The 14821-nt window shown below is 61.2% G+C and carries 13 protein-coding genes and 1 pseudogene; 7 read left to right on the forward strand and 7 right to left on the reverse strand.

Features of this window, described 5'->3' with window-relative positions; all coding sequences use genetic code 11:
• Nucleotides 1-83 precede the first annotated feature (83 nt).
• Nucleotides 84-974: an SDR family oxidoreductase gene (locus QMX88_RS20340; protein WP_282372021.1), complete on the forward strand. Its 891-nt coding sequence runs from the start codon at nt 84-86 to the stop codon at nt 972-974.
• A gap of 59 nt (nt 975-1033) precedes the next feature.
• On the opposite strand, the gene QMX88_RS20345 is transcribed toward QMX88_RS20340, so the two are convergent.
• The 4 genes from QMX88_RS20345 to QMX88_RS20360 are packed head-to-tail and all read right to left on the reverse strand — an operon-like array spanning nt 1034 to nt 4613.
• Nucleotides 1034-2554, reverse strand: a complete 1521-nt coding sequence (locus tag QMX88_RS20345; RefSeq protein ID WP_282372023.1) for an ArnT family glycosyltransferase — start codon at nt 2552-2554, stop codon at nt 1034-1036.
• Between the two features lie 3 nt (nt 2555-2557).
• Complete coding sequence (locus QMX88_RS20350; RefSeq protein WP_192173500.1) at nt 2558-2836, reverse strand: lipid-A-disaccharide synthase N-terminal domain-containing protein; 279 nt, start codon at nt 2834-2836, stop codon at nt 2558-2560.
• Entirely contained in the window at nt 2833-3591 is a 759-nt protein-coding gene (locus tag QMX88_RS20355) for a glycosyltransferase family 2 protein (protein ID WP_282372025.1), read from the reverse strand. The genes QMX88_RS20350 and QMX88_RS20355 overlap by 4 nt, the downstream gene beginning before the upstream one ends.
• Nucleotides 3591-4613, reverse strand: a complete 1023-nt coding sequence (locus tag QMX88_RS20360) for an NAD-dependent epimerase/dehydratase family protein (protein WP_282372026.1) — start codon at nt 4611-4613, stop codon at nt 3591-3593. The genes QMX88_RS20355 and QMX88_RS20360 overlap by 1 nt, the downstream gene beginning before the upstream one ends.
• A gap of 405 nt (nt 4614-5018) precedes the next feature.
• Between QMX88_RS20360 and QMX88_RS20365 the strand changes: the two genes are divergently transcribed.
• The gene (locus tag QMX88_RS20365) at nt 5019-7091 is read left to right on the forward strand and encodes a calcium-binding protein (RefSeq protein ID WP_282372027.1); all 2073 of its coding nucleotides are present in this window, start codon (nt 5019-5021) and stop codon (nt 7089-7091) included.
• A 244-nt stretch (nt 7092-7335) separates the two neighbouring features.
• Here the strand turns inward: QMX88_RS20365 and QMX88_RS20370 are convergent, their stop codons facing one another.
• Together QMX88_RS20370 and QMX88_RS20375 are read right to left on the reverse strand one after the other, a co-directional pair.
• Entirely contained in the window at nt 7336-8256 is a 921-nt protein-coding gene (locus tag QMX88_RS20370) for an NADP-dependent oxidoreductase (protein ID WP_282372029.1), read from the reverse strand.
• A 20-nt stretch (nt 8257-8276) separates the two neighbouring features.
• The gene (locus tag QMX88_RS20375) at nt 8277-8714 is read right to left on the reverse strand and encodes an ester cyclase (protein WP_282372030.1); all 438 of its coding nucleotides are present in this window, start codon (nt 8712-8714) and stop codon (nt 8277-8279) included.
• Nucleotides 8715-8805: 91 nt separating this feature from the next.
• Between QMX88_RS20375 and QMX88_RS20380 the strand changes: the two genes are divergently transcribed.
• The 3 genes from QMX88_RS20380 (at nt 8806) to mntP (ending at nt 12066) form a co-directional block, all read left to right on the forward strand.
• On the forward strand, nt 8806-9717 hold the full coding sequence (locus QMX88_RS20380) for a LysR family transcriptional regulator (protein WP_282372031.1): 912 nt from the start codon (nt 8806-8808) through the stop codon (nt 9715-9717).
• A gap of 224 nt (nt 9718-9941) precedes the next feature.
• Nucleotides 9942-11252: an ATP-binding protein gene (locus QMX88_RS20385; protein WP_282372032.1), complete on the forward strand. Its 1311-nt coding sequence runs from the start codon at nt 9942-9944 to the stop codon at nt 11250-11252.
• Nucleotides 11253-11499: 247 nt separating this feature from the next.
• Nucleotides 11500-12066, forward strand: coding sequence for a manganese efflux pump MntP (mntP, locus tag QMX88_RS20390; protein WP_282372033.1), 567 nt, complete (start codon nt 11500-11502; stop codon nt 12064-12066).
• Nucleotides 12067-12105: 39 nt separating this feature from the next.
• Here the strand turns inward: mntP and QMX88_RS20395 are convergent.
• Nucleotides 12106-12462, reverse strand: a pseudogene (locus QMX88_RS20395) (EamA/RhaT family transporter); the annotation flags it as partial.
• A 354-nt stretch (nt 12463-12816) separates the two neighbouring features.
• On the opposite strand from QMX88_RS20395, the gene QMX88_RS20400 reads away from it, so the two are divergent.
• Both QMX88_RS20400 and QMX88_RS20405 read left to right on the forward strand, forming a co-directional pair.
• The gene (locus tag QMX88_RS20400) at nt 12817-14325 is read left to right on the forward strand and encodes a Fic family protein (RefSeq protein ID WP_282372034.1); all 1509 of its coding nucleotides are present in this window, start codon (nt 12817-12819) and stop codon (nt 14323-14325) included.
• A 76-nt stretch (nt 14326-14401) separates the two neighbouring features.
• On the forward strand, nt 14402-14821 hold a 420-nt coding region (locus QMX88_RS20405; RefSeq protein ID WP_282372035.1), incomplete at its 3' end, for a GNAT family N-acetyltransferase.

The following is a 14821-nucleotide window of genomic DNA, read 5'->3' on the forward strand; positions in this document are numbered from 1 at the left end:
TTTATACCCTGATAACGTCACGTCTTTTAGGCGGATAAACGTTACGCGCATCCTGCCCGCTTCAGCAAAAGGAGTTTTCTGCAATGCGCGTATTTCTTACCGGCTCCACAGGTTTTATCGGCTCCCACGTCGCCCGGGAACTACTGGCCGCGGGTCACCAGGTGCTGGGCATGACCCGTTCTCAAGCGGGCACCGACGCATTGCGCGCCATCGGCGCCGAGCCCCATCACGGCACCCTCGAAGACCTCGCCAGCCTCAGACTCGGCGCCGAGCAGTGCGATGCGGTCATTCACACCGCGTTCGATCACGACTTCGCCCACTTCGTCGACAACTGCCAGAAAGATGCGCGGGCCATCGCCGCACTGGGCGAAGCGCTGAACGGCTCGCAGCGCCCGTTAGTGATCACTTCGGCCACACCGATGGGCTCGTCGGCACCGGGCGAGCCTGCCGATGAGGATCATTTCAATGCCGAGCATCCCAATCCCCGCGCCGCCTCGGAACGGGCAGCAGAGGCGCTGTTGCAACGCGGCCTCAACGTGGTGGTGATGCGTCTGTCGCAGATCCACGACACGGTCAAACAGGGTCTGGTCACCGAACTCATCAAGCACGCGCGGGGGACCGGCGTCTCCGCATATGTCGACGCAGGCATGAATCACTGGTCCGCCGCGCACATTTCAGACACAGCCCAGCTGTACCGACTCGCGCTGGAAAAACACCAACCCGGCGCTCGCTATCATGCAACCGCCGAAAGCCACATCCCCTTCCACCTCATCGCCGAAGCCCTGGGTGAAGGCCTGGGACTGCCCGTTGTTTCAGTGCCAGCCGACGAGGCGATGGCGCAGTTCGGCTGGCTGTCGAGCTTTGTGGGACGGGATATGTCGAGCAACAGCAGCAAAACCCGGGCGCGATTGGGCTGGGTGCCGACCGGGCCAGGCTTGATTGAGGATCTCAAGGGGTGTTTTGAACGGCGGTGAATGATCCGTAGAGACGCCGAGCTGCCGATTCTAACCAAGGGCCCGTGCGCGCCACGGGCCTACAGCGCGTCAGAACCCCACGAGAAGCGATAAGCGCGCACGGGCGCCGGCGGCTGACAACGACCATTGTCCGCGTCGGCGCCGACGATCAACCACTCGGCCCTCGACGTTGATCCCAACTGGCGAGCCTTGTCGGCCACGAAGCAGCGCTCCAGTTCGGCGGCGGGCACCAGGGCAAAGGCGGATGGATGGGTGCGCAACCAGAGCGCGGCGTGTTCGACGGCGGATTGATCGGCAAACCCGAAATGCACCACCGGCTGGCGGGCGAACAGCCAGTGCCCTTCCCGCCAGCCGACCAGCACCAGTTCAGCGCCGTCGGTCAGCCGGGAAGCTTCGCTCATCAGCACCTTGTGGGGGTTGGGGCCGTCGGTGAACGGTTCGACGAAGCCACGGCCGAACCACAGGCAAAACCATGCCACCACCGCCACGCCAAACACAGCGCGGGCCTTCGGACGATTGCCAAACCAGCGGCGAAGCAGCCACGGAATCAGCGGCGCGGCGGCCAGCACCAGGCCGGGTAGCGCAGGGAAGATATAGATTTTGCGCTTGCCGGTGCTCAGGCAGAAAAACAGCACCACCAGGACCACCCAGCCCAGCAACAACAAGATCCGGGCGTCGTGCTTTCGCAATTGGCGACGCCAGGCGGGCACCAGCCACGGCAACGCCAGCACCAGCGGCAGCCAGTACTGGAGAATGACGGTCAGGAAATACCAGAACGGTTCGCGGTGATCCCAGGCCGACGCGTAGCGGCCACCGGTCTGGTGAAACAGGATTTCCTTCAGGTACGCCACTTCGTCAACGCCACCCTTGAGCCAGACGGTGGCGAGCAGCGGGGCAAGCCAGACCGCACATCCCGCCAGCACCACCAGAAAACCGGCCGCCCAGCGAAGCCCCTGCCCCGGCATGACGGTCACACCCGGCCAGCCCTTTCGGACGGCATAGACGTAGGGCACCAGCATCAATGCCGGCAGAAAACCCACCCCTTTGCTGATGATGCCCAGGCCCATGGCCAGACACGCGACGTAGAACCAGCCCCACGCCGGTCCCAGCAGCAGATGACGGACCATGCCGTAGAAGCCGAGCGCGACCCACAGGCACAGGAAGCTGTCGATCTGGCCGGTGCGCAGAATGCTGTAGGTCTGGTAAGTCGCCAGAAACAGCAGCGCGGCGATGCGACCCACCCTGCGGCACCACAGGCGCCGGCCCAGGTCGTACAACACCGCGGTGGCCGTTCCCGCCGAGAGCAGGCCCGGGATGAAAAGGGCCAGCGACGGCGAACCGGTCAGCCAGGTGAACACCGCGACCGTCCACATGAACAAGGGTGGTTTGTCGCCGTAGATTTCACCGGCCCGATGGGGGATCAGCCAACTGCCGCTGTGCAGCATTTCCAGCGCGACGCCCAGAAACCGTTCTTCGTCGACATTGAGCGGCTGCCGGATACCAAAGCCGGCGCCGACCAGAATCACCGCAAGCGCCACCAGCGCCAGGCACTGCAACGCGGGAGATTGAACACGTCCCACCGGCTATTCCTTAAGGTCTTTGTGTTTGGCAATCAGCTGCAGGTTGCGCAGGTAAACCACAAAGCCAAATGACTGACCGATGATGAACACCGGGTCTTCGCGGTAGATGGCGTAGAGCAGCAACAACGCGCTGCCGAGCATGCTCAGGTACCAGAAGCCCACCGGAATCACGCTGCGTTTCTTGATTTCGCTGTACAGCCATTGCAAGACGAAACGGCCGGTGAAGACCGCCTGACCGAGAAATCCGACCGTGAGCCAGAGCGTTTCGCGGGTGAAATTCATCCGTTCATCTCCTCGGGCCGGGTGTTGAGTCGCGTGCGGCGCACCAGCCACCAGACCCCGAACAGGTCGAGGATGCCCACAAGCGCACGGTCCAGATTGCCGTAGTTGGAAGCGCCGGCCTGACGATGACGATGGTGAACCGGATGAACGATCATTCGGCCGTGATGGCGCTGGATCAGCGCGGGAATGAAGCGGTGCATGTGATCGAAATATGGCAGTTGCAGAAACGCCGCTCGCTGGATCAGCTTCAGCCCGCAGCCCGTATCAGGCGTGGCGTCCTTGAGCAGGCGGCTGCGCAAAGCATTGGCGAAGCGGGACGCCCAGCGCTTGCTTGCGGTGTCTCGCCGGTTGACCCGATGCCCCGCCACCAACCTCACCGGCTGGCCCTGGTTGAGGTCGGTGCCCTGCCCGGCATTGCGCACCAGCGCCAGCATGCCGGGCAAGTCGGCGGGGTCGTTCTGGCCATCACCGTCCAGCGTCGCCAGCCACTCACCGCGCGCGGCCTGGGCGGCATGCCAGATCGAGGTGCTCTGTCCGAGGGAAACCCCGTGGTGCAGGATTCGCAGGGGCTCATACCCTTCGGCCTTGATCTGCTGCAGCACACGCAGCGTGTCATCGGTGCTGCCGTCGTCGACCACCAACACCTCGTAGCGCTCCCCGGCCAGCGCGCTGCGTACTTCATTGAGCAACGAAGGCAGGTTTTGCGCTTCGTTTTTTGCCGGGATCAATACCGACACAAACACCGATTCACTCATCACGCCCACCGCGCCTCTTGTTTTGATTGTCTGGCCTGTTTGCTCTGGTCGCAGGAATAGAAGTCGCCGTACCAGCGCACGAATTCAGCCACGCCCTGCTCAAGCCCGACCTGCGGACTGAAGTCGATCCATTTCGCCAGCCCGGAGACATCCGCCCAGGTTTGCAGCACGTCGCCCGGCTGAAGCGGCAGATAGTTGCGCCTGGCCTGAATCCCCAGCGCCGCCTCCAGGCACTGGATAAAGTCGAGCAGCTTCACCGGCGCACCTCGCCCGATATTGAAAAGCTGACACGGCGCGCCCCTTTCCATGAGTGGCGGTGGTCGGGGCAACAGCCGGGTCATCGACTCGATGATGTCGTCCACGTAGGTGAAATCCCGCGCCATCTCGCCGTCGTTGTAGATATCGATGGGGTCGCCTTTGAGGATGGCCCGGGTAAATTTGAACAGCGCCATGTCCGGCCGTCCCCAAGGGCCGTACACGGTGAAAAACCGCAGGCCCGTCGCCGGAATCCGGTACAGATGCGAATAGCTGTACGCCATGAGCTCGTTGGCGCGCTTGGTCGCGGCGTACAGAGACACGGGTTGCTCAACGGCGTCTTCCACCGCAAACGGCATCTTGGTATTGGCGCCGTACACCGAGCTGCTCGACGCGTAAACAAGGTGCTTTACGGGGTGTGCCCGGCAGGCTTCAAGGACATTGAGAAACCCGACCAGGTTGGAATCGGCGTACACGCCCGGGTGGTCGATGGAATACCGGACACCGGCCTGGGCCGCCAGATGAATGACCTCGCTGAACCCGGACGCGCTGAACAGCCCGAGCAACGCGTGTGGGTCGACGATGTCGATTTGCTGAAACTGAAAGGAGGGGTAATTTTCCAGCTGCGCCAGTCGGGCACGCTTGAGATCGACGCTGTAGTAATCGTTCAGGTTGTCGATGCCCACCACTTGAACGCCCTGGCTGCACAACGTTCTGGCCATGTGAAAGCCGATGAACCCCGCCACCCCGGTGATCAGTACCGTCATTGGGCTATCGCCCAGCGGCGGCATCGAGCCTGGGTAAGTCCTGCGTATCCTGCGCTTAAGACAGTGACATTCATTTCATGAGTCCTTTGACAGAACCGGCCAACCGCCCGAAATCCCTGGGTCAGCTGTCCGTTCCTGCTGGATGCTTGATCAAGCGACATGAAACTGTGTCACAGCAATATTTAAGCAATGTGAACAGGGTGAGCGGCCCATCGCGTCATGCGCTCGAGACGTGGACCGAGCGAAGCCCAAGGCTGTTGAGCCATCCACTCTCGCGAAGCCTGATGTTTTTTTGCCGACAGGGAACCTCGTTCGCATTTATTGACACCCACACGGTCAACCCCTGAGCGTCACTCCCACGACGCCTTCAAATCCCATCAAGCTCCATGTCAAAAGGACAATGTCATGGCTTCAACAGACAGCAAGCCCACCATCGATTACACCGTACGAACCGGCCCGGGCACCGTGCAAGTGGACCCCTCCACGGGGGCCGATCAAACCTGGAGCATCATTCTTCAGCCGGACGGCAAGATCCTCGTCGGCGGCGAAAGCTTCCAGACCGCCATTGGTTATCCAGGCTCGCCGGGCGATGAAAGCTACGGAACACGCGGCAGCTTCACGTCGGTGCGCCTGAACAGCGACGGCAGCCTGGACAGCAGTTTCAGCCAGGACGGGATTGCCCTCGTGCCCGCCAGCCTGGATCCGGAAGATGAGGCTTACTACGTCATGGCCGTGCAGGCCGACGGTAAAGTCCTGTCGGCGCAGCCTGGGCTTGGCGGTTTGAAAGTCGAACGCTTCAACCTCGATGGCACCTTGGACACCACGTTCGGCAAAGGCGGCGCCGCAGCCCTCGATGTACCGATTAGCACCGATGGAATGGCGATTTACGCCACAGCCGATGGTTCGGTGTACGTCAGCGCTCGCGGCACCTCGCAAGCAGTTGTCTTCAAGCTGGACAGCAGCGGTACGCCGGCGGAAAACTTCGGTGTCGACGGCACACTCGTCCTCAACCCGACCGGCTATTACGGCACCGGCAATATCGCCACCGTTGTGCAGCCCGACGGCAGCGTCTTACTCGGCAGCTGGCTGTACGTGGGCTCCGAGGGACCCCACGACCCGGGCGATCCGGTGTATGCCGTTCAGCGACTTGCAGCCGACGGCAACGTGGATACCGCGTTTGGCGTGGACGGCGTGGTGTACTTCGATACCGCCCTGGGGCTGGACTACCGCGCCGCGATGACCGTGCAAGCCGATGGCAAGATCATCATTGCCGGCGAGAGTCATGACAGTACCGCCTTCAACGTGCTGCGGCTGAATGCGGACGGTTCCTTCGACACCTCCTTCAGCGGTGATGGCAAGCTCACCCTTCAGGTGCCCCAAGGGGACTCCGCCTATGCCCACTCGGCTATCGTTCAGCCCGATGGCAAGATCCTTATCGCCGGCGACGTGATCACTCGACTGAACGCCGATGGCAGCCTGGACACCACCTTTGGCAGCCATGACGGCCAATACCACGTGGACGGCTCCAGCGAGGCCAATCACCTGATTGGCAACGACACGGCAGAGATCATCCGCGGCCTGGGCGGTGACGACGTGCTGCAAGGCGCCGGTGGCCGTGACGTACTGACAGGCGGAACCGGCGCAGACATTTTCCGCTTCAGCCAGATCAGCGACAGCTACCGCACCGCTACGGAAACCGGCAGCGACCGGATTCTGGACTTCGACGCCTCCCAGGACCGCGTAGACCTGATTGCGTTGGGTTTCACCGGCATTGGCGACGGCCACAATGGCACGCTGGCCATCCAGGCCAACGCTGACGGCACCCGCACGTACCTGAAAAGTTTCGATGCCAATGTCGACGGGCAGCGCTTTGAACTGGCGCTCGAAGGCAACCTGACGGGGCAGTTGAACAGCAACAATCTGGTGTTCACGGCCCCCACCGTCGAAGGAACGGCTGGCAAGGACGTGATCACGGGGAGTGCCATGTCGGAGGTCATCTACGGCCTGGCCGGTAACGACCGCATCGATGGCGGCAGAGGCTCGGACGTGATCACCGGGGGCGCGGGTGCCGACCTGCTGAGCGGCGGCGACGACCCGAACCTTTCAGTCTACGGCCGTAATGGCATCAATGACGCTGACGTGTTCCGCTACACGGCAGCCAGCGACAGCTATCGCACCGACAGCCAGAGCTTCGTGGACCTGATTGTCCGGTTCGCCAACAACAACGACAAGATCGACGTGTCGGCGTTGGGTTACACGGGTTTCGGGGACGGCACCGGGGATACGCTGAAGCTGGTCTATAACCACGACCTGGACCGCACCTACCTCAAGGACGTGGAAGCGGACGCGCAGGGCCATCGGTTCGAGATCGCCCTCAAAGGCGATTGGACACAGGACTTGGGCAACTCCGACATGATCTTTGCGCAGGCGCAGGAAGTAACCCTCGTGGGCACGGCCAGCGAGGCTGCCCTCGGCTAACAGGCGGGGTGCGACGAGGGGAACGGCTCATGCGCGTTCCCCTCGTTCAACGCTTAGAGCCGGTGACCCGCATCAACCCACTCGTTATAGGACTTCAAGATCCGCATCGGTGTAGCTGCAACCATCCAGCCGCCACTCCCGTCTACAGCCTTCGATTTCATGACCCCATGCTTTGGCTGCGCGTGCCCGCGAGCACCAAGCCTATGAGCCATTGGCGTGTCGTGACATGGATGCCGCCACTGAATCAATGGGCCGTACGGATAATGACCTTACCGCAGGCATGCCCGGTGGCGACTTTCTCCAGGGCGGCGCGGGTCTCTTCCAGGGTGAAGATCGAGTCGGTCACAACCTGCAATTGCCCTGCACTGAACTGCCGCACCGCCTCCGGGAGATACGGCGTGGCGCTGGCAAAGAACACGGCTTCCCCGGGATGGTCTTCACGGGATTCGATGTCGAACTCCACGAGGGTCGCAATCCGTCCACCCTTGCCGAGTACCGACCAGGAGCTTTCCAGGGTCGGGCCGCCGACCGTGTCGAGCACCAGGTCGATGTCACGCAGGGTGGTGAAATCCTCGGAGCGGTAATCAATCGCCTCGTCCGCACCGAGGCTTTTCACCCGCTCGATGTTGCGCGCCGAAGCCGTGGCGATGACATACGCGCCTGCCAGATGCGCCAGCTGCACCGCCATGCTGCCCACACCACCCGCTGCCCCATGTATCAAGACGCGTTGGCTGGGCTTCAAGTGCCCCACCTCAAACAACGCCTGCTGCGCGGTGCCGAAGGTCGTCGGCAGCGCCGCCGCCTGCTCGAAACTCATGGAAGCCGGAATCAGACAAAGCTCGGTGGCAGCGATTATCAGCTGCCGGGCAAAGGCGCCACCCGCAGTGGGGGTGCTGCGGCCGAACACGCGATCACCGGGTTTCAGGTGGGTCACCTGTCCACCGACGCTGCTGACGATGCCGCTGAAATCGGTGCCCGGGGTGTATGGCAGCTCAACGGGAAAGACCGGCTGCATGTACCCGGCCATGATCTTCAGATCCAGCGGGTTGACGCTGGCGGCCTCGACGCCCACAAGGACCTCGTCAACGCCTGGCTTGCTCAGATCGAGGTTGTGCAGCGTGACGACCTCAGGGCCGCCGAATACAGAAATGGACGCTGTTTTCATGATGGCTTTCTCTTCGTTGTTCAGGCTTGAGGGAATTGACCGAGCTGCAGGAACAGACCAAACCAGTCCTCCATGTGCCACGTGGTAACGACCCGCCCGTTCTCCAGTGCGTGAAACTCATGCAAACGGAAGCTCACCTGTTTGCCCGTGGCGGCGATGCCAAACAGCTCGCCGAGGTGGGTGCCGGTTATTTCAGCCCGTACGGCGACCTGACCAGGGGCCTGAACCATGTCGTGGATGACGATGCGCACATCCGGAAAAGCGTCGGCGAGGCTGCGGATAATCGGTTTGATGCCCTCGGGACCTGGGCCTTGCCCGGGTGCCAGGGGGATGTCATCCCAGTCGGCAGCCAGCACGCTGTCGACGAGGTCGGGATTGTTCTCGCTGAACGCGCGGTAGAGGGTCTCAACGGCCTGCCGTTCGGTTTGAAGGCGGGTGGCAAGTTCTGCGGTGGACATAGGATGGCTCTCATCGTGGGGTATGGCGAGAGTGTGAGCGCAGGGCTACCATCCGTATAACAAATGGCTCGTATATAGGTTTATTTGATTTATGGATTTTCATGGCATCGATCTGAACCTGCTTGCCGCATTCAATGCCCTGATGAACGAGCGCAACGTCACGCGCGCCGCGACTCAGGTCGGCGTCAGCCAACCGGCCATGAGTGCCGCGCTTTCGCGCTTGCGCACGCTGTTGGGCGATCCGCTTTTTTTGCGCAGCCCTGACGGCCTCCTTCCAACGCCCCGTGCCCGTGAGTTGGCCCAACCTGTCGCCGAGGCGCTGAGCCAGATAAAAGCCGCCCTGGTGAAAATGCCTGACTTTGTCCCGGCCGATGCCGTGCTCACAATGAACCTTGGCTTGTCGGACTATCCCGCCTTCGTGCTGCTCCCCACGCTGCTGCAGACCTTGAGCGAACACGCGCCACACCTGTCGATCAACGTTCACGCAGTCAATGACCGCGACCATGCCGTGGACATGCTGGATGCGGGAGTGATTGATGCGGCAATCGGTGTATTGCCCAGCCATCAAGACGGTCGCATTTTCACGCGACCGATTCTGCGTGACGCTTTCGTCACCCTCGTCGCCCATGGCCATCCGGCAGCCCTGCGCGGCATGGACATGGACACTTACCTCTCGCTGCCCCATGTACTGGTCTCGCCCGAGGGTGATCGACACGGTTTGGTGGATCAGGCGTTGGCTCAGTTGGGCAAGCAACGCACCCTGGCACTGACGCTGCCGCAGATGTTCGCGGTGCCGGCGATCATCGCCTCTTCCCGCATGACTGCCACCGTCCTGAAACGCATCGCCCTCAGCTCGCCGACGGGAGGGAAACTGGTCCTGTTCCCGCCGCCGGTCGCGCTGCCGGAGATCACGTTTCATCTCATCTGGCATCGTCGTGGCAATGGGAATCCCGCTCAGGAATGGTTCAGGGGCATGATCGAATCGGTTGCATCGGGGTTTTGAAGACAGCTGCAGCCTGATACGGCGCGTCAACCCACCGGTAACCGACATGGCCAGTCACGGCCACTCCCAGGCACGCGGCCTCGATATTGGAACGGCGCGACTGCGAAACGTGCTTGAAAAGGAGGTTAACGGCCCGGCCCGACCATCGACAGGGCGATGGCCTTGCCGGGCGACGGGCCACAGCGCATCATGCGCGATTGTTTATTTCCCGGCGCAGACTATCGATGGCCCACCATCCCGCCCCATTTCCTTTCAACGAGGAAGAGCGTGTCCTCTCGCTCGAACACCTGGACGTGCTGGACAGTGCCAACGAAAAGGCATTCGACGACATCGTTCTACTGGCCACCACCTTGTGCGACGCGCCCATTGCGCTGGTGTCGCTGGTCGATCGGGAACGCCAGTGGTTCAAGGCCTGCGTGGGCCTCGGGGTGCAGGAAACCCATCGGGATCTGGCCTTCTGCGGCCATGCGATTCTTGATCCCGTGCAAGTGCTGGTCGTCGAAGACGCGGCCCTCGACCCTCGCTTCGCTTCCAGCCCTCTGGTGCTCGGCCCGCCCTTCATTCGTTTCTACGCAGGCGCGCCGATTGTCACGGACAGCGGCGTCGCGTTGGGGACCGTTTGTGTGATCGACACATGCGCCCGTCAGCTGAGCGAACGCCAATCCCTCGCCCTCCAGGCATTGGCCCGGCAAGCCGCGGCGCTGCTGGAAGCCCGCTTGCTGAGCAAACAACGTGAACGGCAGCTGGCGCAATTTAAGGATCAATTCCAGCAAGCCGAGCAGAACCCGAGCGAAGTCACCCCGCTGCTGCAAAATTCCGGCTGCATCTCCTCGCTGGGCATGCTCACCGCAAGCATTGCCCATGACTTCAACAACCTGCTGCAGAGCGTCAGCGCTGCGTTTCAGTTGACCCGCCTGCGTTCCCGGAGGCCAGTGGACGTCGAGCGTTTCGCCGAGACCGGCCTGCAGGCCGTTGAGCAAGGCCGGCAGCTCATCAGTTATTTGATGTCGAGCGTGCGCGGTGACGGGCCTGAACTGATCTGCATCGATGTGACCGCTCGCCTTCACGCCGCGCAGCCGCTGATGCGCCATTCGATGAGCGAAGGCATCGACCTTGACTTCGATCTGGCGGAATGGGGCTGGGGCGTCCTCTGTGTCGAAGCCCAACTGCACGCGGTCGTGATGAACCTGCTCAGCAATGCCCGTGATGCGCTGAAGGGTTCCGGCCAGATTCGGGTGTCCACCCGCTGGGTGCATGTGGAGGATGATCTGTCGCTGCAACAGGGCGACTACCTTGTGGTCAGCGTCAGTGACAACGGCCCTGGCATGCCTGCCGAGGTCGCGCGCCAGGTGTTCGAGCCTTTCTTCACCACCAAAGCGACAGGCGAAGGCACAGGGCTGGGGCTGGCTCAGGTAAAAGATTTCGCAATCAAATCGGGCGGTGACGCGCGCATCGAAACAGCGCCCGGGGCGGGGACGACGGTGAGTCTGTATCTGAGAATTCTGGGCTGTATCGCCACGTCGGAAGCGGGTTGAGCGGTGTGCTGATTCGCTGAACAAATCATCAGGCGCCGACATTTTTTTTACATTCACGCGTTATAGTGGCGGCCCTTGTTGGGGAGTAGCCTGCTCTGGACCCCGTGTCACAGAGCGTTCGTGTCAACATTCTCGGCGGCCTGCCGTGGCACGAACACCTTCGGGTTGGCGAGACCAACGATGCATCCATGCCTAAAGTCGGGCGTGTGGCTGCGTCGTTGACTCATTGCCCGACTGGAACATAACCGTGAACCCGATTTCCCTCATCCTTCTTGCTTTGGCCATGTCCACGGACGCTTTCGCAGCGGCCATCGGTAAAGGCGCAAGCCTGCACAAGCCCCGCCTCATAGAAGCCTTGCGCACCGGCATCATCTTTGGCGTCATCGAAGGCATCACGCCCCTGATCGGGTGGCTGATCGGCCAGGCCGCCACGTCCTACGTCAAGAACTGGGATCACTGGATCGCCTTCACCCTGCTGGTGGTGCTCGGCGTGCACATGATCTACAACGGCCTCAAGCATGATGACGCCGAAGAAGACAAACCCAATCAGCACTCCTTCCTGATATTGGCCGTGACCGCTTTCGCCACCAGCATCGATGCGCTGGCCGTGGGCGTTGGCCTGGCCTTCGTCAACGTGAATATCCTGGTGGCTGCCGCGGCCATTGGTGTCGCCACGACGGTGATGGTCACCATCGGCGTGATGCTGGGCCGCGTGCTGGGCACGGTGGTGGGCAAGCGAGCTGAAATCATCGGAGGGGTTGTGCTGATGCTGGTTGGCGCGACGATTCTTTATGAGCATTTGTCGGCGGCGTAACCGCAGCGGTCAGGTGCGCCATCCCGTCATCCAACGCCGCTAATGGGTGTGCCGATGATGGATATCCAGAAAGTGAGGATGACTGTAACGCACCTGAGCATGGCCGTGTACATGGCTGTGTGCGCCCTTCCCGCGCCACTCGAACGCCTGTTCGTGCTGGTGGTACTCGTCGTAAACATGCCGGTGGGCATGGGTCATCGGCAGATGCTGATGCTCATGTCCGTGACGTTCGGTGATGTGAAGCCATACGCCAATGCCCATTAGCACGGCGGCCGCCCAGAACGCTCCCGACACAGGTTCGCCGAGAAAGAGGATCGCAATGCCGGCGCCGAGGAATGGCGCGGTTGAATAATACGCCCCTGTACGCGCGGAACCTGGGCCGCGCAGGGCGAGAAGTTTGGCAAGCGACGTGCTGGCACCGAACAACGCGGCGGCGGCCAACGTGTGGTTAATACTCGGATTCATGGGTCATACCAAGCCGGGATGGGTGGGTGGCCATCTTATCCAATGGATGTTTTGCGGCGCCGGACAGCCCCATGTAATCCAGTCGCGATAAATCGGGAGGTCCGGCTTTCCCCGGCTCTGGATGCCAGCAGGAGTCTCAGGGAGACGGGGGTGGTCGTCCGGTCATAGGAATAAGACGGGAGGTATCAAGTTAAGAAAAAATCAGGATAATTGGTCGAACTGAAGATTTTCTTTGTTGACTGAAGAAAAACTGCACGGGATCGTTGTGAATCAAGGAATCGCACCATGAATTTTGTTGGCTACGCCAGGCTGCAAGAGTCGTTGCGCCTGTCGGCTTTCCCTTTGAATCGACCTGCGAAGACTCAACCAGTCACAAGGATCAAGCGAATCGGTGAAACGCTGACGGTGCCAGCGGGCAGTGCACCGGAGCCTGATGACCTGCTGGGGCATTTGCTGTTCGCGCTCAAGCACGAAGGAATCAATCTCGCCATCCTGGCCCAGGCGTTGCCGAAAATCACGGCATCGAGCATGGAAGCGGAGTTGGAAAAAGCGCCCAACGGTATTTACCTGCGCAAAGCCTGTTTTCTTCGCGAAGCATTCACCGGAGAAGAGCTGATTCAGCATTCACCCGTGCGAGGTGCTTTTGTACCACTGTTCGATCCAGCTCTGTATGTGACAATGCCTGGAGAACGCAATTCTCGCTGGCGGGTAGAGTTCAACGGGATTGGCACCCTCGCCTATTGCGCGACCGTGGAACGCACACCGGAGATCGTCGCACTTCTCGACTACGACATCCTTGCACGCGCTCAGCACTTCATGCAGAGCCTCCCGACCGGAATGATGGATCGCGCCATCAACTGGGCTTACCTTCACGAGACGCAGGATTCATTCGCGATTGAGAAAGAGTCGCCTAGCGAGGATAAGGCGCGCAAATTTATCCAGCTGCTCCGGCAGGCTCACGAAGGTATTCCACTGGACGAGGACTATCTGGTCCATCTCCAGAATGCAACGATCTCTAACCCTTTTGACATGGCGGGCGCGTTTCGGCATGAGCAGAACCATCTGGCGAATGGGCTACAGGGCGCCGCAGGGGTTACCTATGTTCCGCCAGCTCCGGATCTTTGTCGTGAGTTGATGGAGGAGCTAATGGCCTTGGGCAACCACGCGCCCTCGCGGATCGATCCCCTCATCGCGGCTGGAATCATCTCGTTCGGTTTCGTCTTTCTTCATCCGTTCATGGACGGCAATGGTCGTCTGTCCCGGTTTCTGATCCACCACACCTTGTGCCGCACCGGTGCGCTGGAAAATGGTTTGCTGTTGCCAGTCTCTGTTGCCATGAAGCGTGAAGAGCGTGCCTACCTGGAGACGCTGCAGGCCTTCTCTCGCCCGGCGCGCGAATTCTGGGATGTCCGGTGGATCGATCAAGGCCAATACTCGTTCGAATTCACGGGTGATCCCTCGATCTATCGCTTCTGGGATGCCACTTCAGCCGTACTGTTCACTCTGGAAATGGCGAAGCGGGCGTTAGAAGTGGAACTTCGGGAAGAGACAATCTTTCTCGAAAACTACGACGAGGTCGTGCGGACGGTAAATGAGGCCTACGACGTACGCGGCAGCGATTTGGCCAACCTCGTGATGATGTGCCTGACGAACGATGGAAAAGTGTCCAATAACCGTCGCAAGCAGTACCAATACTCGGTCCAGCCTGAGGTGTTCGACTACATTGAGCAGGTCACACAAATGCTGCTTGATCAGCAAGTGCAGCAAGGGCCACAACATGAGAGCGGCCAGTAAATGAAAGGGTATTATCGGCGTGCGCTGCTCACCCGGTATTCGGATAGCCGCGCCCGGACGCAAGGAGCACAGCCCCATGAACTGCTCGATCCGCAAGGCAACGGATAAGGACGCCACCGCGATCAGCCGCGTTATCGTGGCCGCCCTGCGCGAGTCCAATCGCCAGGACTATTCCGCCGCCATCATCGCGCAGGTGGAACTGAGTTTTTCCCCGTCGGCGATCCTGCGCTTGCTGGCGCAGCGGCAGGTGTACGTGGCGACCCACGGCGAAGAAATCATTGCCACGGCGAGCCTCGATCAGGCCACCGTCCGCAGCGTATTCGTCGCCCCCGCCTGCCAAGGCCGAGGCGCCGGTCGCGCGTTGATGGCGGTGGTTGAATCAGCCGCCGCCATCAACGGCGTCAGTCAGTTGCGCGTGCCCTCTTCCATCACGGCCGAGGGCTTCTACCGGTCGCTTGGCTACTCAACCATTCGCGATGAATACCATGGCGAGGAG

The sequence above is a fragment of the Pseudomonas sp. PS02290 genome, assembly GCF_029960075.1.
GTDB lineage: Bacteria > Pseudomonadota > Gammaproteobacteria > Pseudomonadales > Pseudomonadaceae > Aquipseudomonas.